The sequence below is a fragment of the Streptomyces sp. KPB2 genome, assembly GCF_003950055.1.
In the GTDB taxonomy this organism is placed as follows: Bacteria; Actinomycetota; Actinomycetes; order Streptomycetales; family Streptomycetaceae; genus Streptomyces; species Streptomyces salinarius.
The window spans coordinates 5,315,449-5,341,591 of the sequence record NZ_CP034353.1; the positions used below are offsets into that span (position 1 = coordinate 5,315,449).

Annotated in this window: 23 protein-coding genes, 1 tRNA gene and 1 pseudogene; 14 read left to right on the plus strand and 11 right to left on the minus strand. The window is 73.8% G+C overall.

The window, feature by feature from the left end:
• Window positions 1-298 precede the first annotated feature (298 nt).
• The 3 genes and pseudogenes from D1J63_RS23955 to D1J63_RS23965 all read right to left on the minus strand — a co-directional run.
• On the minus strand, window positions 299-1,615 hold the full coding sequence (locus D1J63_RS23955) for an O-antigen ligase family protein (RefSeq protein ID WP_125631543.1): 1,317 nt from the start codon (window positions 1,613-1,615) through the stop codon (window positions 299-301).
• Window positions 1,616-1,620: 5 nt separating this feature from the next.
• Window positions 1,621-3,117 (minus strand): exopolysaccharide biosynthesis polyprenyl glycosylphosphotransferase, encoded by a 1,497-nt coding sequence (locus D1J63_RS23960; protein ID WP_125631545.1) that lies wholly within the window; start codon window positions 3,115-3,117, stop codon window positions 1,621-1,623.
• A gap of 524 nt (window positions 3,118-3,641) precedes the next feature.
• A pseudogene (locus D1J63_RS23965) lies at window positions 3,642-4,790 on the minus strand (glycosyltransferase); the annotation flags it as partial.
• A 290-nt stretch (window positions 4,791-5,080) separates the two neighbouring features.
• On the opposite strand from D1J63_RS23965, the gene chpG reads away from it, so the two are divergent.
• From chpG to D1J63_RS23995, 6 genes are all read left to right on the plus strand, one after another.
• Window positions 5,081-5,320: a chaplin ChpG gene (gene chpG / locus D1J63_RS23970; protein ID WP_030179666.1), complete on the plus strand. Its 240-nt coding sequence runs from the start codon at window positions 5,081-5,083 to the stop codon at window positions 5,318-5,320.
• Between the two features lie 274 nt (window positions 5,321-5,594).
• On the plus strand, window positions 5,595-6,290 hold the full coding sequence (locus tag D1J63_RS23975; RefSeq protein ID WP_125631548.1) for a hypothetical protein: 696 nt from the start codon (window positions 5,595-5,597) through the stop codon (window positions 6,288-6,290).
• Between the two features lie 244 nt (window positions 6,291-6,534).
• A complete protein-coding gene (locus D1J63_RS23980; protein ID WP_102931516.1) occupies window positions 6,535-6,837 on the plus strand; it encodes a hypothetical protein in 303 nt (100 codons plus the stop codon).
• Window positions 6,838-6,947: 110 nt separating this feature from the next.
• Window positions 6,948-7,463 (plus strand): hypothetical protein, encoded by a 516-nt coding sequence (locus D1J63_RS23985; RefSeq protein ID WP_125631550.1) that lies wholly within the window; start codon window positions 6,948-6,950, stop codon window positions 7,461-7,463.
• A 119-nt stretch (window positions 7,464-7,582) separates the two neighbouring features.
• Window positions 7,583-8,203 carry a tyrosinase family oxidase copper chaperone gene (locus D1J63_RS23990; RefSeq protein WP_125631552.1) on the plus strand — a complete coding sequence of 207 codons (621 nt, stop codon included), beginning with the start codon at window positions 7,583-7,585 and terminating at the stop codon, window positions 8,201-8,203.
• Window positions 8,187-9,053 (plus strand): tyrosinase family protein, encoded by an 867-nt coding sequence (locus D1J63_RS23995; protein ID WP_125631554.1) that lies wholly within the window; start codon window positions 8,187-8,189, stop codon window positions 9,051-9,053. The genes D1J63_RS23990 and D1J63_RS23995 overlap by 17 nt, the downstream gene beginning before the upstream one ends.
• A gap of 93 nt (window positions 9,054-9,146) precedes the next feature.
• Here the strand turns inward: D1J63_RS23995 and chpF are convergent, their stop codons facing one another.
• Window positions 9,147-9,422: a chaplin ChpF gene (chpF, locus tag D1J63_RS24000; RefSeq protein ID WP_125631556.1), complete on the minus strand. Its 276-nt coding sequence runs from the start codon at window positions 9,420-9,422 to the stop codon at window positions 9,147-9,149.
• A 262-nt stretch (window positions 9,423-9,684) separates the two neighbouring features.
• Here chpF and D1J63_RS24005 point away from each other — a divergent pair, with 262 nt between their 5' ends.
• The gene (locus D1J63_RS24005; RefSeq protein WP_125631558.1) at window positions 9,685-10,323 is read left to right on the plus strand and encodes a DUF2087 domain-containing protein; all 639 of its coding nucleotides are present in this window, start codon (window positions 9,685-9,687) and stop codon (window positions 10,321-10,323) included.
• Between the two features lie 7 nt (window positions 10,324-10,330).
• Here D1J63_RS24005 and D1J63_RS24010 read toward each other — a convergent pair whose 3' ends face one another.
• Together D1J63_RS24010 and D1J63_RS24015 are read right to left on the minus strand one after the other, a co-directional pair.
• A complete protein-coding gene (locus D1J63_RS24010) occupies window positions 10,331-11,317 on the minus strand; it encodes a D-2-hydroxyacid dehydrogenase family protein (RefSeq protein ID WP_125631560.1) in 987 nt (328 codons plus the stop codon).
• Window positions 11,318-11,390: 73 nt separating this feature from the next.
• Complete coding sequence (locus D1J63_RS24015; protein ID WP_125631562.1) at window positions 11,391-11,819, minus strand: GNAT family N-acetyltransferase; 429 nt, start codon at window positions 11,817-11,819, stop codon at window positions 11,391-11,393.
• Window positions 11,820-11,940: 121 nt separating this feature from the next.
• Between D1J63_RS24015 and D1J63_RS24020 the strand changes: the two genes are divergently transcribed.
• Window positions 11,941-13,155, plus strand: coding sequence for an MFS transporter (locus tag D1J63_RS24020; RefSeq protein WP_125631564.1), 1,215 nt, complete (start codon window positions 11,941-11,943; stop codon window positions 13,153-13,155).
• An 88-nt stretch (window positions 13,156-13,243) separates the two neighbouring features.
• On the opposite strand, the gene D1J63_RS24025 is transcribed toward D1J63_RS24020, so the two are convergent.
• Window positions 13,244-14,161 (minus strand): LysR family transcriptional regulator, encoded by a 918-nt coding sequence (locus D1J63_RS24025; protein ID WP_125631566.1) that lies wholly within the window; start codon window positions 14,159-14,161, stop codon window positions 13,244-13,246.
• 109 nt (window positions 14,162-14,270) lie between these two features.
• On the opposite strand from D1J63_RS24025, the gene D1J63_RS24030 reads away from it, so the two are divergent.
• Both D1J63_RS24030 and D1J63_RS24035 read left to right on the plus strand, forming a co-directional pair.
• Entirely contained in the window at window positions 14,271-15,125 is an 855-nt protein-coding gene (locus D1J63_RS24030) for an NmrA/HSCARG family protein (RefSeq protein ID WP_125631568.1), read from the plus strand.
• 61 nt (window positions 15,126-15,186) lie between these two features.
• On the plus strand, window positions 15,187-15,816 hold the full coding sequence (locus D1J63_RS24035) for a DsbA family protein (protein ID WP_125631570.1): 630 nt from the start codon (window positions 15,187-15,189) through the stop codon (window positions 15,814-15,816).
• Window positions 15,817-15,898: 82 nt separating this feature from the next.
• Here the strand turns inward: D1J63_RS24035 and D1J63_RS24040 are convergent.
• Window positions 15,899-15,974: transfer RNA gene (locus D1J63_RS24040), tRNA-Arg, on the minus strand.
• A gap of 329 nt (window positions 15,975-16,303) precedes the next feature.
• Between D1J63_RS24040 and D1J63_RS24045 the strand changes: the two genes are divergently transcribed.
• The 4 genes from D1J63_RS24045 to D1J63_RS24065 all read left to right on the plus strand — a co-directional run bounded on the left by D1J63_RS24045 (window position 16,304) and on the right by D1J63_RS24065 (window position 23,056).
• Complete coding sequence (locus tag D1J63_RS24045; RefSeq protein ID WP_125631572.1) at window positions 16,304-17,911, plus strand: dynamin family protein; 1,608 nt, start codon at window positions 16,304-16,306, stop codon at window positions 17,909-17,911.
• A gap of 687 nt (window positions 17,912-18,598) precedes the next feature.
• Entirely contained in the window at window positions 18,599-20,671 is a 2,073-nt protein-coding gene (locus D1J63_RS24055; protein WP_125635752.1) for a YfjP family GTPase, read from the plus strand.
• A gap of 223 nt (window positions 20,672-20,894) precedes the next feature.
• On the plus strand, window positions 20,895-21,386 hold the full coding sequence (locus D1J63_RS24060) for a single-stranded DNA-binding protein (RefSeq protein WP_125631574.1): 492 nt from the start codon (window positions 20,895-20,897) through the stop codon (window positions 21,384-21,386).
• 263 nt (window positions 21,387-21,649) lie between these two features.
• Window positions 21,650-23,056 carry a Cys-Gln thioester bond-forming surface protein gene (locus D1J63_RS24065; RefSeq protein ID WP_125631576.1) on the plus strand — a complete coding sequence of 469 codons (1,407 nt, stop codon included), beginning with the start codon at window positions 21,650-21,652 and terminating at the stop codon, window positions 23,054-23,056.
• Between the two features lie 296 nt (window positions 23,057-23,352).
• Here the strand turns inward: D1J63_RS24065 and D1J63_RS24075 are convergent, their stop codons facing one another.
• The 3 genes from D1J63_RS24075 to D1J63_RS37310 form a co-directional block, all read right to left on the minus strand.
• A complete protein-coding gene (locus D1J63_RS24075; protein ID WP_125631581.1) occupies window positions 23,353-25,167 on the minus strand; it encodes an IS481 family transposase in 1,815 nt (604 codons plus the stop codon).
• A 250-nt stretch (window positions 25,168-25,417) separates the two neighbouring features.
• Window positions 25,418-25,984, minus strand: coding sequence for a WYL domain-containing protein (locus tag D1J63_RS24080; protein WP_241235599.1), 567 nt, complete (start codon window positions 25,982-25,984; stop codon window positions 25,418-25,420).
• Complete coding sequence (locus D1J63_RS37310) at window positions 25,933-26,136, minus strand: HTH domain-containing protein (RefSeq protein ID WP_241235600.1); 204 nt, start codon at window positions 26,134-26,136, stop codon at window positions 25,933-25,935. Before D1J63_RS37310 ends, D1J63_RS24080 begins: the two co-directional genes overlap by 52 nt.
• Window positions 26,137-26,143 lie beyond the last annotated feature (7 nt).

Below are 26,143 nucleotides of genomic sequence, written 5' to 3' on the forward strand. Positions count from 1 at the left end.
GCGTCGGCGGGCGGGGGGCCGGCCTCGAAGCCGGGGGGCGTCGTCTCGGCCCCCGGGCCCGCGTGCCGGGCCTCGGCCGGGGGGCGTGAGTGCGGCGCGCCCTGGGGGGCTGGGTGCGGCGGGGATGCGGAGGCGGTGGTGTCGGGGTGCGGTGCTGAGGCAGAGGCGGGGGTGTGCGGCGGCGTGGTCGTGGCGCCCGGTGTCTCCGGGCCGTGCGGCGTGCTCGTCACGCCCACGTCGTGGGCGGCGTCCGGGGCCGCGCCGCGAGCCGCGCTCGTCGCGTGCGGTGAGGTCGTCGTCACCGCTGCGGCACCTCTCGCGCGGCGGAACCCAGCGCCCACCAGGCCGCCAGCCCGAAGCACACCGCCGTCAGGACGGTCGACGGCCCGCCGATGTCGGCGTACGCGAAGTCGGTCAGCTGCCAGACCAGGAGCCCGCAGGCGACGAACGCGCAGTCCGGCGCCGAGCCCCGGGCCCGCCGGGCCGCGCGCAGCCTGCGCAGGCCCAGCACCAGCAGCGCCAGCCAGCTCCCGGCGAGGCAGAGCAGCCCGATCAGCCCCTGCTCGGCCAGCACCAGCAGATACATGTTGTGCGGGGACAGCAGCGGCTGCCTGCGGTACCCGGCGCCCGCGCCATCGGTCTCGCTGCCCGAGGACAGCGACAAGGAGGCGTGCGCGTCCCGGTGTTCGGGGAAGCCCTTCAGCCCGACGCCGGTCAACGGCCGCTCCCGCCACATGCCGGCCGCCGCCGCCCACATCGTGTAGCGGTCGGTCACCGACTGGTCGGGGGCGTCGGTCACCTGCGTGATGCTGCCGACCCGCTCCTGGAGCATCGCCGTACCGACCCCGAAGCCGCCCACCAGCACCACCGCCGCCGCGACCGTCGCCGCCCCCACCGCCAGCGCCCTGCGCGCCCCGGCGAGCAGCATCTGCACCGCGCAGGTCACAGCCGTCGCGATCCACGCCCCACGGCTGAACGACAGGGCCAGCGGCAGCAGCAGGGCGCACGCGCACCCGGCGGCGAGCAGCCGGTGCCGCGACGGCGTCCCTCCCAGCGCCAGCCCGACCGCGCAGACCAGTCCCAGGGACACCACGGTCGCCATCCCCATCACGTCCTGCGGCCCGAAGGTGCCCACGGCCCGGACCGTCTCCCCCTGGTAGGAGGCGCCGGTTCCGGTGACGTACTGGTGGACGCCGACCGCCCCCTGCCACAGCGCCAGCCCCACCATCGACCAGGTGAGCAGCCGCACGTCGGCCCGGTCGCGGACGAGCAGCAGTACGGCGGCGGGGACCAGGACGAAGACCTGGAGGTAGCGGCCGAGGCCGGCCATTCCCGCCCCCGCCGACACGGCACCCACCGCCGCGACGGCCAGCCCGAGCACGGGCAGCCCGAGCACCGTAGCCGCCGTACGGGACAGCGGGCGCCGGCGGTCCCGCACCAGCCGCAGCACGCAGTACAGCACCGCCAGCGCCGACACCGCGTCGGCCGGGTGCGCGCCGCCCCCGTCGTCCGGGGCGAACGGCAGCGCGAGCAGCGCGACGACGGCGACCACGGCCAGCACGGGCGGCAGCCGCCGCAGGCGTGCCGTCGGCCGCAGGGGCAGGGCGAGGGCCACCTGGGTCAGCTCCCCGTGGGGCGCACGAGCGCGGCAGCCGTGCGCAGCAGGATGCACACGTCCCGCCACAGCGACCAGTCGTCGATGTACGCGTTGTCGAAGCGGGCCCGGTCCTCGATGGAGGTGTCGCCGCGCAGCCCGTTGATCTGGGCCAGGCCCGTGATGCCGGCCGGCATCCGGTGGCGGGCGGCGTAACCGGGGTAGGCCTGGCTGAACCGGGCGACGAAGTAAGGGCGTTCGGGGCGCGGGCCGACCAGGCTCATGTCGCCCCGGAAGACGTTCCACAGCTGGAGCAGCTCGTCCAGCGAGGTGCGTCGCAGGAAACGGCAGAACCACGGCATCCGGTGTTCGTCCGCCACGCTCCACCGGGTCGCCGACTCGTGCTCGTCGGCGGGCCGGTGCGTGCGGAACTTCAGCAGCGTGAACGGTCTGCCGCCCTGCCCGACGCGCTCCTGCCGGAACAGCACACCGGGGCCGCCCACCACCCGCAGCACCGCCGCGCAGGCCAGCAGCAGGGGGCTCAGCAGCAGCAACAGCAGCCCGGACACCGTCACGTCCAGCACCCGCTTGCCCGCGCCGCCGGGCCGCCGCGCCGCCGGTTCCATACGCCGGCAGGGGAAGGCGGCGATCCGGTCCCCGGCCGGGTGGGAGGGGGCGTGGGCCGGGGTCCCGGCGTCCAGTTCCCACACCGCGCAGCCCGACTCGGCCAGCGTCCGCAGCAACGCCGCCTGCCGGGACCGTACGGAGGGATCCACGGAGGCGTCCGGGGAGGGCCGCACCTCCAGGGAGGGCCGCACGGAGGGGTTCACGACCAGCACGTCCCGTACGCCGTTCTGCACGACCGCCCGCCGCACCTCCTCACCCGTGGACAGTGCGGGCAGGCCCGCGGTGCCGCCCGGGTCGCCGGTGACGATCCCGACGGGGTGCACCCCGCAGCGCGGGTGACGCAGCAGCGCCGACGCCACCCGCTGCGCGGTCGCGGCGGGCCCGACGACGAGGGCGGCGCGGGGGTGGTTCCGCAGCGCCGTGCGGTGTCGGTGGTGCACGGCGGCCCGGCCGGCGCAGCCCGTCACCGAGTGCAGCAGGACGCCCGCGACCAGGGTGCGCGCGGACAGCGCGTGCGCCGGGGCGTACGCCGCGACGAGCGCCGCCAGTACCAACCACACCACCGTGATCCGGCCGCACAGGGCGGGCAGGTCGTCCAGCGCACCGGACGGCCGCCGGCCCGGACGCGGGCGGGGGCGCAGCAGCAGCGAAGCGGCCACCAGCGCGCCTGTGAGCAGCGGTTGGTGCGGGGCACCGGTGAGGACCAGCGTGCCGGGCACGGCCGCCGTTCCGTCCACGACGAGCAGCGGCAGCGGCGAACCCGGCCGCGGTGCGGGCCGCCCGGAGGGCAGCCGAGGGCTCCCGGTGCCGTCGCGCTGGGGCAGCACCGCGACGGGGGAGGAGCCGAGGTCGCGCGACTGGCCGGCGGGGGAGGGGACGGTGCTTTCCGCGGTCACGGGTGGGTGGACTCCCTGCACTCGATGGGCACGACGGCCGAACGGCCCGCTGCTGTGAGCCGGTCGCCGGGGAGGGCGCGCGGCACGGCGGACGGACCTGCGCCGTCGCCGAGTCCGCCGACGACCACGACGGCGCACACCACACCCCCGGCCCCCGCCCCGGCCGCACACCCTGCGTCAGCGGTGGTTCCTACGCCGGCCGTAGACCTCATGCCGGCCGCGGGCCTCGGGTTGGTTGTGGGCCTTGCGGCGACTGTGGGTTCCGTGTCGGCAGCAGGTCCCTCGTTGGTCGTGGGCCTCGTGTCGGCCGAAAGCCCCGCACCGGCCGTGGGCCCCGCGTCGGCCGCAGGTCCCGCACCGGCCGTTGCCCTGGGTGCGGCCGTGCGTCCTGTGACGGTCGCAGGCCCCGCGTTGGCTGTGGGCCCTGCGGCGACTGTGGGTCCCGTGCCGGCCGCTGGTCTCGTACTGGCCGTGGGCCTCGTGTCGGCCGCGAGCCCCCCACCGGCCGCTGGCCGGGCGGCGTCGAGGAGGTCGTTGTACAGGGCCGTGATCGACGCCGTCGTGTGGCGTACGTCGTGTGCCGTGCGGACGTGCGCGCGCCCCCGGTGGCCGAGCGACGTGCGCAGCGGCGCGTCGACGAGGAGCGTGGTGACGGCGGTGGCCAGGGCGGCCGGGGCCCCGGGCGGGACCAGGCAGTGCGGTACGAGCGCGGGCGGCAGGCCCTCGCGGGCGCCGTCCACGTCGGTCACGACCACGGGCCGGCCGCAGGCCATCGCCTCCAGCGGCGCCAGCGCCATGCCCTCCCAGCGCGAGGGCAGGACGACCAGGTCGGCGGTCCGGTACCAGACGGCGGCGTCGGCCACGGTCCCGGCGAAGAGCACGGACGCCGGGGCCCGCGCGGCCAGCCGGGCGCGGTCCGGTCCGTCACCGACGAGGACCAGCCGGGCGCCGGGCACCCGGGCGAGAACCTGCTCCCACGCGCCCAGCAGGAGGTCCTGCCCCTTCTGCCGGCACAGTCGGCCCACGCACACCACCAACGGCGCGTGCGGAGCGATGCCGTGCCGCCGCCTCACCCCGGCCGGGGCGGTCGGGTCGGCCGGGTCCTCGGCGGCGTTCGCGGGCGCGTCGGCCTCGAAGCGGGCCAGGTCGATGCCGTTCGGGATGACCGCCCAGGGCCCGCGCAGCCCGGCCCGCACACCCCGCAGCCGTTCCGCCTCGCTCACGCACACCGTCCGTGCCGCCCACCGCCCGGCCCACCGCTCCCAGCCGAGCGAGAGGAGCCCGGCGGCACCGCCGACCGCCTCGAACGACCAGGCGTGCGGCTGGAACACGGTCGGGATCCGGCCCCGTACGGCGAGCCGCCCGGCCAGACCGGCCTTCGCGCTGTGCGCGTGCACCAGGTCGGGCCGTACCTCCTCGATCACGCGGGCGAGCCGCCGTACCTCCGGCACCACGGCCGGACCCGGCGAGCGGGTGGCGGGCCAGTTCCGCACGTCGGCGCCGAGCGCACGCAGCCGGTCGGCGAAGCCCCCCCCGGGGCAGGCGACGGCGACGCGCAGTCCGGCGGCGAGCTGAGCGCGCGTCAGGTCCGTCACCACCCGGGCGACCCCGCCGTCCACCGGTTGGGTGAGGTGCAGAACGCGTGGCCGTAAACCGGTCGGTGGCAGGTGCATGCGCGTTTCCTCGCTCACGGAGAATGCTCGGGACGGCGGGAACGCGCCCGACCGCGGGGCGCCGGTCGCGACGCGGCATACGGGTGCGGCATACGGGTGCGTCGAACGGTGTGGGACTCTAGCTGCTATCCGTACTAATACGGCGAAACCGGGTAAGTGTGTTGGATTTGTGAATCCCGCGTTTTTGCGAGATCACCCCTTTGGCGGCACAACTCGGGGCCCTGCCACGCGTTGACACTGCGCCGGGCAGCCGCCCGGATGTGTGTGACAACCCCAAGGAGCACTTCTCCATGTCGCGTATCGCGAAGGGCCTGGCCCTGACCTCCGTCGCCGCCGCCGCGGTGGCGGGCACCGCCGGTGTCGCCGCCGCCGACAGCGGCGCGCAGGCCGCCGCCGCCCACTCCCCGGGCGTCCTGTCCGGCAACGTGGTGCAGGTCCCGGTCCACATCCCGGTCAACGTCTGCGGTAACACCATCGACATCATCGGCCTGCTGAACCCGGCGTTCGGCAACGAGTGCGAGAACGACTGACGTCGGCTGGCACCTCCCCGCACCGGCCGTCCGCACCGCGGTTCCTCCGCGAGCGGGCGGCCGGTTCGCGTTGCCGCGCGGACGGCGCCCGCTGCCCCGAATGGGGGGACCGCGCGGTGACACGGCGCACGGACCTTGACAGGGCGTCTCAGCAGGCAGGACGCCGAGCGGGGCAACGACGGGCGGGCCGGCCGGGTCACCGCTCGGTTGCAGAGCGCCAGGGGCACTTCCACGGTGGGCACAACATCCGACGCACCACCGAAAGGAACCCCCCATGCGTCTGCCCGCACGGCGAATCGCCACCTCCGCTCTCTGCGCCGGCCTGCTGATCGGCCTCTCCGGTCCGGCGGTGATGGCGGCCGACGGCGACTCGGTCCGGGAACGCACCCACGCGGCGTCCCGCGCTCCCCTGCCCGACGCCGACGAACTGCAGAGCCAGGTCGGCAGCCTGGCCGGGCTGGGCGGAGTGCTCACGCCCGTCACCGACATGCTCACCGCGGTCCTCAAGGCCGACAACGGCCAACTCTCCGCCGCGGACGCCGAGAAGCTCTCCGCCGCCGTCGAGGACGCCCTCGCCAAGGTGGAGGCCGCGGACACGGACGCCGACGACGCGGCCGTGACCGCGCCGGAGGCCGGGACCGACACCCCGGTCACGCTGCCGGCGCCCGTCACGGCGCAGAACGAGGACGGCACCGCGGCCGCCTCCGACCTGTCCGCGACCGCGCAGGCCGAGCTGCAGAAGCAGATCGACGCCCTGGTCAAGGCCACCACCTCCGGTACCGCCGACCAGGTGAGCCCCGCCGTCGAGGACGTGATGACCGGCATCGTCAACGTCGTCGCCGCCACGATGGTCGGCAGCGGGCTGCCCGCCGCGGACCTGGCCGGCCTGCCCGGCGTGCCCACCGCGCCGGAGGCCACGACTCCGGAGGCCACGACTCCCGAGGCGGCCGTACCGGCGGACCCCTCCTGACGCCGACCGACCCCCGGCGTCCCGGGCCGTCGCACCTCCCGTCGTGGAGGCGCGGCGGCCCCTTTCCGTGCCCGCGGGCCTCATCTCCGTGCCCGCGGGCCTCATCCCCATGTCCGCTGGCCTCATCCGGGTCCGGAGATCTCATATGTCTTCCGGACGGCGGAGTTTCCGGGTCCGCCGCAGGTCGTTAGGGAGGGCGTCAGCAATCCCACCGGTGACACGGGTCGCCGAGGAAAGGAACACGATGAAGTCCCTCAAGGCCGCCGCCGTCGTCGCCGGTTCCCTGGTCGCCGCCGGTTCCGCCGTGCCCGCCTTCGCCTACGACGCCTCCGACGCCGCCGCCCTCACTCCCACCAGCCTCAACGGTGCCGTGAACGCGCTGACCGCGGAGCCCATCGACATCATGCCGATCAAGCACCAGTCGGACGCGCGATCCAACGCCCTGGACACCGAGAACAAGGACTCCGTGCTGCACACCGTGAAGGGCGCGACCTCCGAACTGAACTCCGCGAACGGCCTGCTGGGCGGTCTCCCGCTGGGCGGCTGACCGCCGTCCCGCCCCTCGCCCCTCGCCGCACCCCCTCGTCCCGCCTTCCCGCCTTTCCGTCCTCCCGGAAAGCCGTACCCCCGCCTTCTCGAAAGGGACCCGTGCCTGTCATGAAGCCGACCACCAGACGAACCCTGGCCGCCGTCGTCACCGGTGTGGCCGCCGCCGTGGGCGCGGCGGTGACTCCCGCCGCCGCGGCCGGCGCGATCCCCGTGCCGGTGCCGCTGGACGGTGCGGAGACGGCCCTCGGCATGGAACTGCCCGAGGTGGCCGGCGAGCTGCCCGTGCCGACCGCGGGCGCCCCGGAGGGCCCGCGGTACGTCGAGGGCCGGCTGCTGCCGGAGCGGACCCTGCCGCAGCTGCCGGTGCACGGCGGGCTGCCCGGCGTGGACCTGCGCCAGCCGGTGCCGCACGTCCTCGGGGACGAGTTCGACCACGCCGGCGTCGACGCGCCCGCCGCCGAGGTGCGCACCCTGGCGCCGGGCCTGTCCCTGGACGCCCCGCTCACCGCGCCGAACCCCGAGGCCCTGGGCCTGCCGTCGCCGAAGCTGCCCGAGGCCGGCGTGCTCGCCCCGGTGGTCCAGACGGTTCCGGTGGCCGACCTGGGCGTGGGACCGGGCCTGTAGCCCTGCGGCGACCCCGCTTCCGGGAGCGGCCGTGCTCCGACTGGCCCTGCGTACGGTGACCGCGGGGCCCGTCGTGCGGTTAGCGGTGCGGACCGACGCAACCGGACGAGGAGTGAGCCATGGTGGTCGACGCGGGCACGAGAGCGAACGGCGCGGAGCGCGAGCCGCGGTACGCGGTGCGGGGTGAGGGTGCGGCGAGAGGCGGGCCGGCGTCCGCCTCCCGGCGGCAGCTGATGCGGGGGCTGCTCGGACCGGCCGTCGCCGTCGGCCTGGCGCCGCTGATCGGCGCCTCCCGGCCCGCCGGGAACCGGGACGCGGCGGCGCCCGCGCATCCCGGGCCGCACACCGCCGGGTCCGTCCGGGACGGTGATTCCGCCGGGCCCGTCCGGGACGGTGATTCCGCCGGGTCCGTCCGGGACGGCGAGTCCGCCGGGTTCGGCGACGGTGCCGCCTTCGACGAGACCTACCGCGGGCGGCGCATCCGGGGCATCCGCTCCGCCGCGGGGCGGGCCCTGGGGGCCGGCACCTGGCACGTCACCGTGGACGGCCGCCCGCTGCACCTGATGCGGCGGGCCGACGGCAGCTGGCTGAGCATGGTCGACCACTACCGGTCGTACCCCACCCCGCTCGCCGCGGCCCGCGGCGCCGTCGACGAACTCGGCCCCGGCGAGCACCTGCGCGACACCCCGTCGACCGGCCACGACCAGCACTCCGGGGGGCGGCATGGCGTACACGCGTAAGGACGTCAGCACGCTGACCCGCAGCGAGAAGCGGCGGTTCGTGGGCGCGCTGCTGGAGGTCAAACGACGCGGCGAGTACGACGAGTTCGTGCGCACCCACATCGAGTACTACGTCTCCGACGGCGAGGACGGACTGCGTACGGCGCACATGGCGCCGTCCTTCCTGCCCTGGCACCGCCGGTTCCTGCTGGACCTGGAGGAGGCGCTGCGCCGGGTGGACGACTCGGTCACCGTGCCGTACTGGGACTGGACGAAGGACCGCGGCACCAAGTCCACGCCCTGGACCGCCGACCTGCTGGGCGGCACCGGGCGGCGTTCCGACCACCGGGTCACCACCGGCCCCTTCGCCCACGCCGAGGGCAACTGGACCATCAAGGAGAACGTCACCGACACCGAGTTCCTCACCCGGGACCTCGGACGCGCCGGCAACCCCCTCGACCTGCCCTCGAAGAGCGACCTGGAGTGGGCGCTGGACGACCCGAAGTACGACACCTCGCCGTACGACTCCACGGTCCGCAAGGGGTTCCGCAACAAGCTGGAGGGGTGGGGGACCGGGCGCGGCAGCGTCTCCTGGCGCAACCACAACCGGGTGCACCGCTGGGTCGGCGGGGCCATGGTCGGCGGCGCCTCCGTCAACGACCCGGTGTTCTGGCTGCACCACGCCTTCATCGACCTGCAGTGGTCCCGCTGGCAGGCCCGCCACCGCGGCGCCCGCTACCTGCCCGCCGAGCCGCCCGGCCGGGGCAGCGCGCAGCGCGGGCGGATCGTCGCACGGCACGAGAAGCTGCCGCCGTGGGACGTGACGCCGGACGAGCTGGAGGACGTGGGCCGGATCTACCGGTACGCCTAGACGGGGCCGACCCCGGGCGGGCCAAGCACGTCCTCCCCGGGAAACGGCGGGAGCCCCGGCCGGGTGGGCCGGGGCTCCTCGGTGCCTGGCGACTCAGCCGCCGTAGCCGCCGCTCTTGTCACCCTCGTCGTCACCGTTTTCGCAGCTGTTGCCGAAGGCCGGGTTCAGCAGGCCGATGACGTCGATGGTGTTGCCGCAGACGTTGACCGGCACGTGCACCGGGATCTGGACGACGTTGCCGGACAGGACACCGGGCGAGCCGACGGCCGCGCCCGCCGCGCCCGCGTCCGCCATGGCCATGCCGGTGCCGCTGAGCACCACGGCACCGGTGCCGAGGGCGACACCGGCGGCCTTCGCGATGCGAGACATCACGTTCTCCTTCTGACTCGGGGAGCGCGGCGGCAGGACGCGCCGCCGCACTGCCGGTTCAACGCGGCCGGTCGCAGCCGGTCACGGGGAGAATGTGCGGATCACCCTTTTTGGACATGTGGGCCGGTGGCGACGCGGACGGCCTCCGGCGGGTGGGCGGACGGTCTCCGGCGGGCGAGCGGGCAGTCTGCGGCGACGGGCGGGCAGTCTCCGGCGGGAAAACCGTTGCCGTGCGCGCCCGTGGGTCCACTAGCCTCCCGGCATGCCGAACGACCGATCCGACACGTCCGTCAGGGCTTCCGAGCCGCCGTCCGATCCCGCGCAGGCGTCCGCACTGGCCGCGCTGCCCGCTCTGTTCGCCGAGGAGAGCCGGGTGCGGGCCTTCGCGGCCGTGGCGCTCGGCGCGGGCGACACCGCACAGGTGGCCCGGACGGCCGGCCTCAGTGCGAAGGAGGCGGCCGGTGCGCTGCGCCGACTGCGGGACCAGGGCGTGGTGACGACCGGCGCCGACGGCGAACTCGCCGTCGCCCACGACCGTTTCCGGGAGCTGGCCCGGGCCGGCCGCCCGGCGCCGCAGGCGGCCCGGGACTCCGGTGCGGCGGGCGACGACGGCCCGGCCGGCATCGTCGTACGGACCTTCGTCAGGGACGGCCGGCTGGTCCGGCTGCCCGCGCGCTGGACGCGCAAGAAGGTGGTGCTGCGGCACATCGCCGAGCAGACCTTCGCACCCGGCGTGGAGTACCCGGAGCGCACCGTCGACGAGAAGCTGCGCGCCTGGTGCGAGGACGGCGAGGTCGACCATGTGACGCTCCGGCGCTATCTGGTGGACCTCGGTCACCTGTGCCGGAGCGACGGCGTCTACTGCCGCCCGGTGGACTCCGACCGGGCGGGCACCGCCTGAGCGGTCCCTACACCGGGCTCGGCGCGGCCGCGGGAACGGGCAGGCGCCGCACGGGGGAGCCCGCGAGGTAGGCCTGGATCGCCTCGACGGCCTGGCCGTAGTACGTGGCGTAGTTGGCGCGCGACACATAGCCCAGGTGGGGGGTCGCGAGCAGGCGCGGGGCGGTGCGCATCGGGTGGCCGGCGGGAAGCGGCTCGGTGTCGAAAACGTCCACGCCCGCGCCCGCGATGCGGCCCTCGTGCAGCGCGGTGAGCAGCGCCTCCTGGTCGACGATCGCCGCGCGCGAGGTGTTGACCAGGTAGGCGGTCGGCTTGAGCAGGGCGAGTTCGGCCGGGCCGAGCAGGCCGCGGGTGCGCTCGCCGAGCGCCAGGTGGACGGAGACGAAGTCGGCGCTGCGCAGCAGCTCCTCCTTGGACGGGGCCAGTTCGACGCCGACCTCGTCGGCGCGCTCCCGGGTGAGGTTCTGGCTCCAGGCGCTCACCTCCATGCCGAAGGCCAGACCGACCTGGGCGACCCGGCCGCCGATCTTGCCCAGGCCCAGCAGTCCGAGCCGGCGGCCGTGCAGGTCGGCGCCCACCGTCTGCTGCCAGGGGCCGCCCTCGCGCACCCCGTTGGCCTCCTGGACGATGCCGCGGGCCAGGCCGAGCAGCAGGGCCCAGGTCAGCTCGACGGGCGGGGTCGAGGAGGAGGCCGTACCGCAGACGGTGACACCGTGGGCTTCGGCGGCGGCGTAGTCGATCACGCTGTTGCGCATGCCGGAGGCGACGATGAGCTTCAGCCGGGGCAGCCGGGCGATCAACGAGCCGGGGAACGGGACGCGTTCGCGCAGGGTGACCACGATGTCCGCGTCCGCCAGGGCCGCGGCGAGGGCGTCCTCGTCCGGGAAGTGGGTGTCGTGCGGGACGACGTCCACCAAGTCGGCCACCGGCGACCAGTCGGCGACCTCGGTCGCCACCCGCTGGTAGTCGTCCAGTACGGCACAGCGCAGTCGCACGGTCGTCGGTCCCTCTCGCCGAAGGGGCAGTGGCGGGCGCCGAGTCTACCGACGTCCGAGGTCCCGGGGTCCGTCAGGGCTCCCGGCGGAGCAGACCGATGTCGACCGCGCGGTCCGGGTCGGCCCAGACCGCCATGGCGGTGTTCATCGGCAGGAAGCCGAGCTTCCGGTAGAAGGGTTCGGTGCCGGGACTGGCGTAGAGGAGGATCTTCTTGTGGTCCCGCGCCAGCTCCAGCAGCCTGCGGATGATGTCGGACCCGAGACCCTGTCCCTGGTGGTCCGGGTGGACGGCGACATCGGCGATGTAGGCGCAGTCGGCCAGCGCCCGCCCGGCGCCGACGAGCGTGTCACCGGCGCGGACGAAGCAGGTGAAGCGGCTGTTGCCGAACACCGTGGCGAGCCGCTCGGGGGGTTTGTCGCCCAGCGGTGCGATCCGGTAGAGGCGCGACAGCTCCTCCAGGTCCACGTCCTCGAGGCGGTGACTCCACGCGTAGTTCCCCAACGTCCTGCCGTCCCTTCCCGTTTCGTGCTGCCGGCTCTTGCCATGACCATCTCGTTACGAGATCGATCCTATGAGAAGAATGAGTTGGACGCATGGGTAACCGGTCTTCGAACATGGGGCCATGTCGAAAACCTCCGCCGCCCCGGGTGCGTCGGCTCCCGGGAACGCCGGCGCACCGCGCACGTCGCGCGTCCTGCCCGTGATGACCCTGGCCGCGGGCCTGTCCGTCGCCGGGAACTACTTCGCGCAGCCGCTGCTCGGCCTCCTGCGCACCGAGTTGCACATGACCACCACCACCGCGGGCATGGTGGTCGCCGTCTCCCAGATCGGTTACGCGCTCGGACTGGCCTTCCTCGTCCCGCTCGGCGACCGCTACCCGCGCCGGGACCTCGCGGCGTCCCTGCTGGCCGCCACCGGCGTCCTGCTCCTGCTGGCGGGCGTCGCCCCCAACGGGCCCCTGCTACTGGCCGCCACCGGACTCGTCGCCGTCACCTCCGTCGGCGCCCAGGTCCTCGTGCCCTTCGCCGCCGAGCTGAGCGCCCCGGACAGCAGGGCGCGCAACGTCGGCACCGTGATGGCCGGAGTCCTCGCCGGCGGGCTGATCGGCCGCGCCTTCTCCGGCGCCCTGGCCGACGTCGCCGGGTGGCGTTCGGTGTACTGGGTCACCGCCGTACTGCTGCTGGCCACCGCCTTCGCCGTGCGGCGCGTGCTGCCGGAGTCCCGGGGCGACAGGACCGACGAGACCCGCCCGGGCAGCCTGCTGCGCTCGACCGCCGCCCTGCTCGTCGAGGTGCCGGCGCTGCGCCGGCCCGTCGCCGTCGCCTCGCTGGCCATGGCCGGCTACACCGTCCACCTGGTCACGATCACGCTGCTGCTGGTCGAGGAGCCCTACGACTGGAGCACGTCGACCATCGGCGCGGTCGGACTCGTCGGTGCCGTGGGCCCGTTGTGCATGCCCCTGGCCGGACGTTACGTCGATCGCGGGCACCCGCGCGCCGTCCTCCTGGCCGGACTGCTGCTGTCGGGCCTGGCGTGGCTGGTGATGCTGCCGGCGCGGAACGGGGAGGTCGGCTGGCTCATTATTGGCATGATCATGATTAACCTGGGGCAGACGGCCATGCTGAACGCGTCCCAGAACACCTGCTACGAGATGCGGCCCGAGGCGCGCAGCCGCATCAACGCCGTCTTCATGACCCTGTTCTTCGCCGGCGGCGCCCTGGGCGGTGCCCTCGCCCCGCCGGTCTGGTCCGCCTACGGGTGGAACGGGGTGTGCGCACTGGCGGGCGCCATCGCCGCGGTGGGCCTGATCGCCGCCGCCCGTCCCTACCGTGCCTGAGGCGGGTCCCCGCCGTGCCTGAAGCCCGTTCCTGTCGTGCGTGGGGCCGGTCCCCGCCGTGCCTGAAGCCCGCTCCCCGTGCCCGGTCCTACCGTGCCCGGGAGCGGGGCGGGCGACCGGCCGTGTCCTCGGTGTCGCCGGCGATGCCGAGGAGGGACAGGAAGGCCTTCGCCGCGGGTGTGCAGCCCGCCTGGTTCCACACCGCGTACTCCACGCGGGCCGGGGCGTCCGTCACCTCGATGGTGGTGATCCCGCTCAGCCGGGGGACGTAGCTGGCGGGCAGCATGGCCACTCCCAGACCCTCCGAGACCAGCCGGACCATGAACTCCGCGGTCGTCACCTCGAAGGCGACCTCGCGGTCGATGCCCGCGGCCGAGAACGCCTGGTCGGACTGGACGCGCCCGGCCGTCCCCGCCGGCAGGTCCACGAACACCTCGGCGGCGAGCCTGCTGAGGGCGACCGACTTCTCGCCCGCGAGCGGGTGCTCCGGCGACACCGCCGCGACGAGCCGGTCCCGGGCCAGTTCCCGTACGCGTACGCCCTCGGGCCGCGCCGTGATCGGCAGCCCGAGGAACGCGGTCTCGATGGACCCCTGCACCACCTGCTCGACGAGATCGTCGCTGGCCCCCACCCGCAGGCTGATGCGCACCTGCGGATATCGCCGGCGGAAGTCCCGCAGGGCGCCCGGGATGTCGACCGCCGCGACGGTGGGGATCAGCCCGACCGCGAGCCGGCCCCGGACCTCGCCGACGGCGGCGGCGACGTTGGCGCTCGCGCGTTCGGCGGCCTCCAGGCACTGGCGCGCCGCGGTGAGGAACGCCTCGCCGGCCGGGGTGATCCGTACCCGCCGGCTGGTGCGGTCGAACAGCCTCGCCCCCAACTCGCGCTCCAGGCGGGCGATCTGATGGCTGAGCGCCGACTGGACGACGAGGCACTGTTCCGCGGCCCGGGTGAAGTTCCCCGTGTCGGCGACGGCGACGACGTAGCGCATCTGCTTGAGCTCCATCGATCGATGATGCGACGCGATCGATCCGATGACAAAACTGCGTTGGACTCATCAATGCGCGGCCGTGATACTCGAAAAACCGTTGGGGGGACTCGCGAAGGGACGTTCGGTGCCGGAGAACAGGACGGTTCTGGTCACGGGAGCGACGGGGGGCCAGGGCGGGGCGGTCGCCCGCGCACTGCTCGCCGGCGGATGGTCCGTACGGGCGCTCGTGCGCGACCCGGACAAGCCGGCGGCGAAGGCTCTGCGGGTGCTCGGCGCCGAACCCGTCACGGGGGACCTCGACGAACCCGACTCACTGATCGCGGCCACCCGGGGCGTGCACGGCGTCTACAGCGTGCAGGCCGCCGATTTGACGAACCCCGACCCCGACGCCGAAGTGCGGCAGGGGACGAACATCGCCGACGCCGCCGAGGCCGCGGGCGTCGCCCACTTCGTCTACGGCTCCGTCGCGGCCGTCGGACACGGCTCCGGCGTCCGGCACTTCGGGACCAAGGAGCGCATCGAGGCCCACCTCGACTCCCTGGGCCTGCCCGTCACCGTGCTGCGTCCGACGTTCTTCATGGAGAACTGGCACTCCATGATGCCGCCGGCGCAGGACGGCGAGCGGGTGGCCTCGCTCGCGCTGGACGCGGACACCCCGCTGCAGATGATCGCTCTGGGCGACCTCGGCCGGATCGCGGCGGAGGCGTTCGGCGCCCCGGAGAAGTACATCGGCCGGAAGACCGAGATCGCCGGCGACGAGCTGACCCCCCGGCAGATCGCCGCGGCCTTCGCCGCCTCCGACGGTGTGCCGACCCGCTTCGAGCGGCAGCCGATCGACGAGTTGCGTCGCTTCGCACCGGAGTTGGCGGCGATGTTCGACTGGCTCGGCGCCACCGGCTACCAGGTCGACATCCCCACACTCCGGCGGCGCCACCCGGGGCTGCTGACCCTGGACGCGTGGCTGGCCGGTAGCCGGTAGCAGTAGCCAACCTCGCTCCAGGGGTAACCACCCGCTCACCACAGCTCTTTGGAGGCACCACATGACCGACTCCTCCACGCAGGCCGGCTCCGTCGCGAAGGTGGATTTCTACTTCGACCCGGCGTGCCCGTTCGCCTGGATCACCTCCCGCTGGATCCTGGAGGTGAGTGAGCAGCGCGAATTGGACCTGACCTTTCGGGTGATGAGCCTGTACCTGCTCAACGAGAACCGCAAACTTCCCGACTGGTACCGGGAACTGGTCGACAAGTCGCTCGCACTGGTGCGCATCTGCGTGGCGGCCGAGCAGCAGCACGGCAACGGGGTGCTGCCGGACCTCTACACGGCACTGGGAACACGTATCCACAACGGCGGCGACAAGGACTTCGCCGCGGTCGCCCGGCAGGCGCTGGCGGAGGTGGGACTGCCCGAAGAACTGCTTTCCGCGGCGGACGGCGACCAGTACGACCAGGCGCTGAGCAGAAGCCACCACGAGGGCATGGACCCGGTCGGCGAGGACGTGGGCACACCCACGATCCACATCGACGGTGTGGCCTTCTTCGGCCCGGTGCTCAACTCGATCCCGCGGGGCGAGGAGGCCGCGCGGATCTTCGACGGCGCCCGCGCCCTGGCGTCCTACCCCGACTTCTTCGAGCTGAAGCGCACCCGTACGGGCTCACTCCGCTTCGACTGAGACAGCCCGTCGGGCCGCCCCGCTCCGTTCGACCGCCCGGGCGCTGCTGTCGGAACGACGTGTGCCGCCGACGGCAGCACCGTGGCGCCCCCGGCAGGACTCGAACCTGCGGCCAAGCGCTTAGAAGGCGCCTGCTCTATCCACTGAGCTACGGGGGCCTGATGTGGTGGCCTCGGTCGTGGGATCCGGGTGTGGCCGGTCCCTGACGTCGCCGGGGACAAGGATAGGGCTCCCGGCTCCATGTCCCGGATGCTTCCCCTCCGTGGCTCTATGTGGAGGTTCGGTGAAGCGGTCCTGATAATCGCAGGCAGTTACGAATCGTGCATCGCTTTTGGCTCCTCGCGCATCGGGTGTTGTCCACTCGTTATGCCTGGACTGTCCTCGTGTCCCGGTAGTCCCTTCCGTCCGGAGTGTCCGGTCGGCGCGCAGACATGCTCATCATGCTCATATGCTTCAGAATTCCCTCAAAATTGGGCATTCTTCACATGTGGTGACCTTGGACGTACGGCCTCAGCTGCTCGACGCACTCTCCGCCCTGCGCGACCGTGTCGCGGCCGCACGCTTCCCGCTGCCCCTGCCGGGGGCCCCACGCGCGCGTGCCAACCGCGACGAACTGCTTGCCCAGCTCGACGACTACTTGGTGCCCCGCCTGAAGGAACCCGAGGCGCCGCTGCTCGCCGTCGTGGGCGGATCCACCGGCGCCGGGAAGTCCACCCTGGTGAACTCCCTGGTGGGACGCCGGGTCAGCGAGGCGGGCGTCCTGCGGCCCACCACCCGCACGCCGGTCCTGGTGTGCCACCCGGAGGACCACCACTGGTTCAGCGGCATGCGGGTGCTGCCCGACCTCACGCGCGTGTGGGTGCCCCACCGTGACCCGGACGACGACCTGCTGCTGCCCGGCGAGAACCCCGCGCGCGTGCTGCGCGTCGAGACCGCCGACACCCTGCCGCCGGGCATCGCCCTCCTCGACGCGCCCGACATCGACTCCCTCGTCGCCGACAACCGCGTCCTGGCCGCCGAACTGATCTGCGCCGCCGACATCTGGGTGATGGTCACCACGGCCGCCCGGTACGCGGACGCGGTGCCCTGGCACCTGCTGCGCACCGCCAAGGAGTACGACGCCACCCTGGTCACGGTGCTCGACCGGGTGCCGCACCAGGTGGTGTCCGAGGTGTCGCGGCAGTACGCGGCCCTGCTCACCAAGGCCGGGCTCGGCGACGTCCCCCGCTTCACCGTCCCCGAACTGCCCGAGTCGGCCTGGGGCGGCGGCCTGCTCCCGGCCAGCGCCGTGGCGCCGCTGCGGACCTGGCTGGTCCAGCGGGCCCAGGAACTCGATGCCCGGCACCACGCCATGGCCCGTACGGCGCACGGCATCCTGGACTCGCTGAAGTCCCGGATGCCCGAACTGGCCGGCGCCACCGCCGCGCAGTACGCCGCCGCGCTGCGGCTCACCGCCGCCGTCGACGGCGCCTACGACGGCGAGCACGCGCGCGTACGGGGCCGGTTGCAGGCGGGCGCCGTGCTCGCCGGGGACGCGCTCAAGCGCTGGCGGGCCTTCCCCCTCGACTGCACCCCGGAGGAACTCCTCGACTCGCTGGTGGAGAGTCTGAGCGCCCTGCTGCTGTGCGCCGTCACGGCCGCCGACGAACGCGTCGACGAGGCCTGGCGCCAGGAACCGGCGGCGGAGGCCCCCGAACTCGCCGCCCCCGCCCCCGCGCCGGAAAGCGCCGAGCACCGCATCGGGCTGGCCGTACGGCGGTGGCGGCGCGAGCTGGAGGAGTACGCCGAGGAGGAGGTCCGCGAGCTGGACCGCAACCTCGCACCGGACCCCGGGGTGGTGGCCGGCCTGGTCGCCACCGTGCTGCTGGGCGGCCGACGCGCGCGTGCCGCCGGGGAACGGCTCGCCGAGCGGATCGGCGCCCACGGCGCGCTGCGGCTGCGCGACCGGGGCGGACGGCTGCTCGACCAGCACGTCGACCGGGTCATGCACGCCGAGCGCGAGCGCAGGCTGGCTCCGCTCGACGCCCTGGAGGTGCACCCCGAGCCACAGGCAGAGCTCATCGCCGCGCTGTCCGTACTGCAGAAGGAGAGGTGACCGGTGACCGCCGTCACTGACCAGGACCCCACCGAGCACACGACGAAGGAGGCAGCACGGACGAACCCCACCGACGCTTCCCACTCCGGCGACGACCGGGGCGACGGGGGCGACGCGGGCCATCGGGAAGACCGGGGCGAGCTGGACTCCCGGGGCGAGCTGGATGCCCGTGGGGAGCAGGACGCCCTGGGGGAGCAGTCTGCCCGGGAGGAGCAGGCTGTCCGGGGCCGTCGGGGGCGTCGGGGGCGTCGGGAAGTGGCAGACGCCGGGGACGGACGGAGCGACCTCGAACCGCGAGGCGGCGCCTGGGACCGCCGGACCGACCGGGGAGAGCCGGACGCCGGGGGAGAGCAGGGTGCCCGGGAGGAGCGAGGCGTTCGGGGCGCTGCTGTCGACCGGGACGCCCGGGACGACCGGGACGCCCGGGACGCCCGGGACTTTCGGGGTGGCCGGGACGGTCGGGACTCCCGGGGTGGCCGGGACGTCCAGGACGGCGGGGACGCTCGGGACGGCGAGGACCCCCGGGACGACCTCGAACCGCGAGGCCTGTGGGACCGTCCGAGCCATCGGGACGAGCGGGGCACCCGGGCCGCCGCTGTCCAGTGGGACAACCGGGAGAGCCGGGATAGCCGGGATGACCGGGCCAGCCGGGTCGGCCGGGATGGCCGGGATGGCGGGACCAGCCGGATTGGCGGGACCAGCCGGATTGACGGGGTCGGCCGGGATGGCCGGGATGGCGGGGTCGGCCGGGATGACCGGGCCGGCCGGGCCGGTCGCAGTCAGGGCGTCCCTGCAGAGAAGGCGGCCCCCCGCGACCACGCCCCGAGTGACCGCGTCGCGCGTGCGCACGTCGACCGCGAGGACCCCGCCGGGGACCGTCGGGGCGCCCGGGAGGCCGGGGACGCCGGGCGCGGTACGCGTCCGCGCGAGCACGGGAGCGACCGCCCCGGCGCCTCCCATGCGCGCGTGCGGGACGACACCGCCGGTGGGCACCGCCGCGCGGACCGTGCCGGGGCGGCCTCGCCCGACGGTCCGTCCGGCGCCGGGGACGGAGAGGGCGCCTGGGGCGACGGGCTGATCGCACGGCGGGTGGACGAGAACGGCGGGGCCGAGCCGTACGCCGTCCTGCCGAGCAGGCCCCCCGCCTCCTCGGCCGCCCTGATGCCGCTCGCCTACGACGGCAACCTCAGATCACGCCTCGACGCCCTGCGCGAGCTGGTGGGACTCTCCCGGACCCGGCTCGACAGCGGCACCCTGGCCGAGGCCGGCCGGGTCCTGGACGAGGCCGCCGCGCGGCGCAGGCTCTCCGGGCAGCACACCGTCGTCGCCGTCGCGGGCGCCACCGGCAGCGGCAAGTCGCAGCTGTTCAACACCCTCGCCGGGGTGACGATCTCCGAGACCGGCGTCCGCCGGCCGACCACCGCCGCGCCCATCGCGTGCAGTTGGAGCGACGGCGCGGCCAGCCTCCTCGACCGGCTCGGCATCCCCGGCCGGCTGCGCCGCCGTCCGCTCCAGCACCCGGACTCCGAGTCGCCGCTGCGCGGCCTCGTCCTGATCGACCTGCCCGACCACGACTCGGCCGCCGTGCAGCACCGCGAGCAGGTGGACCGCATCCTGGCGCTCGTCGACGCAGTCATCTGGGTCGTCGACCCGGAGAAGTACGCCGACGCCCTGATCCACGAGCGCTATCTGCGGCCGATGGCGGGCCACGCCGAGGTCACCTTCGTCGTCCTGAACCAGGTCGACCGGCTGCCCGGCGAGGCCGCCGAGCAGGTCCTCGACGACCTGCGGCGCCTGCTCGACGAGGACGGCATCGCGCTGGGCGAGTACGGCGAACCCGGCGCCACCGTGCTCGCCCTGTCCGCGCTGACTGGCGAAGGCGTCGGCGAGCTGCGCGAGGCGCTCGGCCAGTTCGTCGCCGAACGGCAGGCCCCGGCCCGCCGGATCGCGGCCGACGTGGACGCCGCCGCACGGCACCTGCGCCCCGTGTACGTCACCGGTCGGCGCACCGGGCTCAGCGAGGAGGCACGGGAGGAGTTCGCGGACCGGCTGGCCGACGCGGTCGGCGCCACCGCGGCGGGCGAGGCCGCCGAACGCGCCTGGCTGCGCAACGCCAACCGCGCGTGCGGAACACCCTGGTTGCGGCTGTGGCGCTGGTACCACGACCGGCGCGACCCCGTCACGGGACGGCTGCCGTCGCGCACCCAGGCGGACGAGGAGGCCACCGCCCGTCAGCGCGTCGAGCACGCGGTGCGCACGGTCTCGGAGCGGGCGTCGGCCGGACTGCCCGCGCCGTGGGCGCAGGCGATGCGCGAGGCCGCCCTCCGCGGCGCCCACGGGCTGCCCGAGGCCCTCGACGAACTGGCGGGACGCACGGCGCCGCCGCCGGGGCGTCCGCCGCGGCCCGGCTGGTGGCCGGTGGCCGTTCTCGCCCAGGCGACCATGACCCTGCTCCAGGTGGTGGGCGGCCTGTGGCTGCTGGGCCAGATCATCGGCATCGTGCCGCCGAACCTGGGCGTACCGGTCCTGCTGATGGTGGCCGGCATCGTCGGCGGCCCCCTCATCGAGTGGAGCTGTCGCATGGCGGCTCGCGGCCCCGCCAGACGCTACGGCCACGAGGCGGAACGCCTGTTGCGGGAGGCGGCCGCGGGGTGCGGCCGGGCCAGGGTGCTGGATCCGCTGGCAGCGGAGTTGCTGCGGTACCGGGAGGTGCGGGAGCAGTACGCGCGGGTCACAGGGGTGGGGGCCGTGCCGAGGTAGGGGACGCGGCCGCGGTCTCGACGGGCCGTCGGTCACCCTCACGGGTGGCGGAGTTGTCCACAGCCGCCGGACCGGTCCACAGCCCCCGGCGGACCGGCCCGATCGCGGGCAGTCTGGCCTTCGCGGCGATCGCGAGGGACGCGGTCGCCCCGGCCGTCGTACGGGAGATGCCCGTACGGAAGGCGCCGTACGGGAGGTGCCCGTACGGGAGGGAGGACTCGCGATGAACGAGACGATGATCTGCGCCGTGGGCAACGTCGCCACCCAGCCGGTCTTCCGGGACCTGGCGAACGGACCGTCGGCGCGCTTCCGGCTCGCGGTCACCGCGCGCTACTGGGACCGTGAGAAGAGCGCCTGGACGGACGGCCACACCAACTTCTTCACGGTGTGGGCCAACCGGCAGCTCGCCACCAACGCCTCGGCGTCCCTGGCGGTGGGCGACCCCGTCGTCGTGCAGGGCAGGCTGAAGGTGCGCACCGATGTCCGCGAGGGGCAGAGCCGGACCTCGGCCGATATCGACGCGGTGGCGATCGGCCACGATCTCGCCCGCGGCACGGCGGCGTTCCGGCGCACCGGCAGGACGGAGGCGTCGACCTCCCCGCCCCAGCCGGAACCCAACTGGGAGACCCCGGTGCCGGACCCGGCCGGGGAAGCGGCCGGGGAGCCCGCCGCCCCGGCCCCCGAACGGCAACCGGAACCTGTCGCGGTGGCGTGACACCGAGCCCCCGGCCGGAACCGCCCGAAGCACGGCTTATCGGCCCATGCGTCCCGGACGGCCCCGGGTGGATTTGTCGATAAGCCCTGCTCAAGAAGGCTGTCGGCGATAACGATTCCGATTCGGATCACCGTGAGGGTGACGATCACCGGCGGCCCCGGTCCGTCACGTCCTTAGGATGCCGAACGAGCCTTGTACGGCTGCTGATTCTGCTGGTGGGACCGTTCCCCCACGCCAACGGGTCCTGCTCGAAGGGGAATTTGGTGTTTTCTTCGCTCGCTGTGCCGTCTCTGCCCGGCCGAGGGGCGGTGCGTCTCGCCGCCGGTGCGCTGGTGTCCGCGCTCGCCGTCGCCGGTGTGGCGGCCGGCACGGCTCCCGCCACCGCCGCCCAGGAGGGGGCGGCACGGGGGCAGGGCGGAGCGACGGCCACCATAGGCGGCCTGAAGACGCACGGCACCGCGGTCATTCACGGGGAGGACGGAGACCAGCAGGTCCCGGCCGGCCTGTTCGAGATGTCCGTCGAGGGCGGCGGCATGCTGCAGACGTACTGCGTCGACATCCAGAACCCGACGCAGAAGGACGCCAAGTACCGGGAAACGTCCTGGAGCGCCACGTCACTGGGCACCAACAAGGACGCCGGCCGCGTGCGGTGGATCCTTCAGCACAGCTACCCGCAGGTCAACGACCTCGCCGCGCTCGCGAAGAAGGCGGGCGTCCGCGCGCTCACCGAGGAAGAGGCCGCGGCAGGTACCCAGGTCGCCATCTGGCGCTACTCGGACGACACGGACGTCGAGGCCGTCGACCCGCAGGCCGAGCGGCTCGCCGACTACCTGGAGAAGAACGCCCGCAACCTGGCCGAGCCCGCGGCATCCCTCGCCCTGGACCCGCCGGCCGTCTCGGGCCGTCCCGGTGAGCGGCTCGGCCCGGTGACGGTCCACACCAACGCGGGCGGCGCCACGGTGACGCCCCCGGTGGGCGCCGCCGACGAGGACGCGGTGCGGATCGTCGACAAGAAGGGCCGGCCCGTCACCAAGGCCACCGACGGCACCCAGCTCTTCTTCGACGTACCCGAGGACGCGGAGGCCGGCACCGCCCAGCTGTCCGTCCAGGCCTCCACGACCGTGCCGGTCGGCCGCGCCTTCGCCTCCGACAGCCGCAGCCAGACCCAGATCCTGGCCGGCTCCAGCGAGTCGACGGTCGCGGCGACGGCCACCGCCACCTGGGCCGCCGAGGGGGCGATACCGGCCCTGTCCGCGACGGAGAACTGCACCGAGGGCACCCTGGACATCACGGCGCTCAACAAGGGCGACGAGCCCTTCACCTTCCAACTCCTGGACACCGAGTACACCATCGCGCCGGGCGAGACCCGTACGGTGCCGGTCCCGCTGCCGGAGGACCGCCCCTACGACTTCACCATCCGCGGCCCGGCCGGCTTCGAACAGCGCTTCACCGGCGTCCTCGACTGCCGCACCCAGAGCGCCGCCCTCGCGGACACCACCCACCCCCTCAGCGAACCGGCCCCCGCCACGGTCGTCACGCCGTCCCCCAACCCCAACCTCGCCGAAACCGGCAGCTCCGACACGACCCCCCTGATCGGCGGCGCGGCCATCGGACTGGTCGTGATCGGCGGCGCGGTCCTCCTGCTCGTCCGCCGGAGGAACGAACAGTAGCCACGCCCAGGCTTGGTCGTATGGCCGACGACGCTCCCTCCTGCCCCGAGTGCAGACAGCCCTTGACGTCGCGGGGTCTCGTACTGGTCCAGAGAGACGACGACGGCCGGAGGGCCTGCCGCTCCCTGTGGCGGTGCGCCGAGCGGCACAACTGGTGGCGCTGGACGGACCGGCCGGAGGAGCCACTGGAAGTCTGCCCAGTTCCGGAGGCGTTCCGTTGACCTCCCGCTCTCACGCCGTGTCGGGTCCCAGTTGATGCCTGACGTTCGGGTCTCACCTGATGCTTGACGGTGGGCCTAGACAACATCGGAAATTTTGTGGGGCTTGTTGGCTTTCACGTTACGGACCGGGACGTCGGTGGTGCGCCGGATGACTCGGATCTGGCCGTCGAGGTCGACGGTGATCGTGGTGTCCGAGACGTGGACGGTCACGGTCTGGCCTGCGTAGGGGCGACCGAGGGAGACGGTCTGGCGGCAGACCATGACCGTGCCCACCGCGCTGACCTTCCGCTGCACCCGGACCGGCTCGACACGGGGCCGGGGCGGCGGCCCGGCAGGCCGCAGACCCCGCAGCCTGCGGACTTCCTCGCCGCTCAGTGGGTTGGGCCGCACTCGCAGCAGTTCCCGTGAGGACGGATCGAAGAACGACAGCGTCTCGTCGTCGATGCGGACACCCACCTGGCGGCCGCCGAGGATCTCCGCCGCCAGCACCTGGTGGCCGCCCAGGCCCACCAGGCCGCTGTTGTTCACGACCCGGTCCACCTCGAACGCGGCCCCGTCACTGTCACCGGCGGGAAGCGGCGGAGGGCCGGCCGCACGACCGCCCCGGGCCGCCAGCCGCCCCAGATCCACCACCGACAGATGCGACCGCACCGTCTTGATCCGCGCCCCCGCGATCAGCACATGGATCATTCGCGTGTCCGCCCAGAACGTCACCGTCAGCCCCGCCCGTGACGGACCCAGCCAGAACTGCTTGCCCGCGACCTGCAGATTCCCACTTGCCGGCACCACCCGCTCGAACTCCACCGCCCCTGCCTCATCCACCCGCATCACGCCGGGAACGGGGGCAGGGGCAGGCTCGGCCTCGGCCGGAGCCCGGTCCGCGGCCGGCGTCCGCTGCTGCGGCACCAGCCCCAGCACCCCAGGCACCCGCAGCCCCAGCACGGCCCGCTCCTCCTCGGGCACCGGGGCGAACCGGTCAGCAGGAGACTGCATGTCCAGGGCCTGATGCGGCCGCACCGAGTTGTACTCCCGAACCCACGCGTCCAGCGCCGCCTGGGCCTCTTCGACGCTCTCGAAAGCCGGGCAGTCATCCAGGAGTTCACGCCGCAGCGTCTGATGGAAACGCTCGACCTTGCCCGTCGTGGTCGGCGAGGCCGGCTGGGTCAACCGGTGCGCGATCGCGTTCTCCCGGCAGATCCGGTCGAACATCACCTCACCGCCATGCCCGAATCGGTCGGTGAACTGCTTGCCGTTGTCGGTCAGCACCTCCTCCGGCACCCCGAACCGCTGCAAGGCCCCGGCGAACGCCGAGCAGACCGCCCGACCGGTCGCCCGCTCCACCACCTGCGCGATCACGCAGTACCGGGAATGATCGTCCACTCCGGTCACGATCTTGGCCTCGGTCAACTCACCCGTCACGGGGTCGACGAGCATCACGCCGCCGACGATGTCCATCTGCCACAACTGCATCGGACGGTCCCGCTGCCAGCGCTTGTAATCCGACCGCTTCCGGCGCCGAACCCCCGACTCCACCAGCCCATGCCGGACCAGGATCCGATACACGGTCATCCGCGACGGCACCGGCGTCACGTTCCCGGACCGCTCCAGCACGAACGCGATCCGCCGCGGACCCCACCTCGGATGCTTACGCCGCAACTCACACACCGCCGCCTCCACCTCCGCAGAGGCCTGATGCGGACACGACGACGGCCTACGCGACCGGTCCGCCAACCCAGCCAGGCCCGAGGCCTCATACCGGGACTTCCACCCGCTCACCGTCTGCCTGGACACCCCGAGCGACGCGGCGACCTCCGTCACCGTCGCGCCCGCCAGCACCGCAAGCACAGCCCGGTATCTCTGCTCGACAACCGACAACTCCACCAGCGCCAATCCCGGCCTCCTGCCACACGCCGCAACGACGTGCACAGAAAAGCCGATCACGGCCACCGTCAACCATCAGCTGGGATCGAAGTGTCAAGCATCTACCGGGACCGGACACCCGCTCTCACGCCGTGCTCGATAAGACTTTCCCTACGTCATCAAGGCCCGCGCACGGCGACGTCATTCGCGGGTACAAGGAGATGCCCTCGGCAGGGGATCGGCCGGCGCCGGAGGGAAGCTAGAGGAGTGGTTCCGATTGTCATGGCGGGGGGATGAGGGAAGCCAGCGCGGTGGGCTGCACCGCGCCGGCGGCGGCCGAGCCGAGCAGCAGGTCAGCCAGTTCATGGGGTCGCGCCTGCTCACCGGTCGGAGCCGCCGCGGTGATTCGGTCCAGTCGGAAGCCTCGACCCGCCTGCCGCGTGCGGCACCAGGCGATGAGGTACCACTTGCCGTCGGCGGTGAGCAGCCCGGCCGGTTCGACGTCGCGGTCGCTCTCCTGCCCCGCCGCGCCGACGTAGGACAGCCGCAGCACCGTGCCGTCGGTGAGCGCCTGCTCCACTGCGGTCCGGACCGACGCCGCTGTCCGCGTCGGCAGCACGACGATCCGGGCGGCGAGTTCCTCGGCAGCCGTCGAGGCGGGGCCGGTCAACGAGGCCACGATCTTCTGGGACGCCGTACGGACCGCGCCGGCATAGAGGGCGGAGGCGTCGGCGACGGCGAGCGCGGCGACCAGCGCCGCGGCCTCTTCGGCGGTGAAACGGATCGGCGGGAGAGTCATCGCCCGGTCGATCGACCAGCCGCCGCCCCGCCCGGTGGTGGTGCGCACCGGGCACCCGCCTCCATCAGCGCCTGGAGATCGCGCTGCACCGTGCGTGTGCTCACCTCGAACCGCGCGGCAAGCGCGGCGACCGTCAACGTTCGCGGCGCCGCCGCGCGCAACTCTTCCACCAGTGCGTAGAGCCGAGGAGTTCGGTTCATGGGGCCG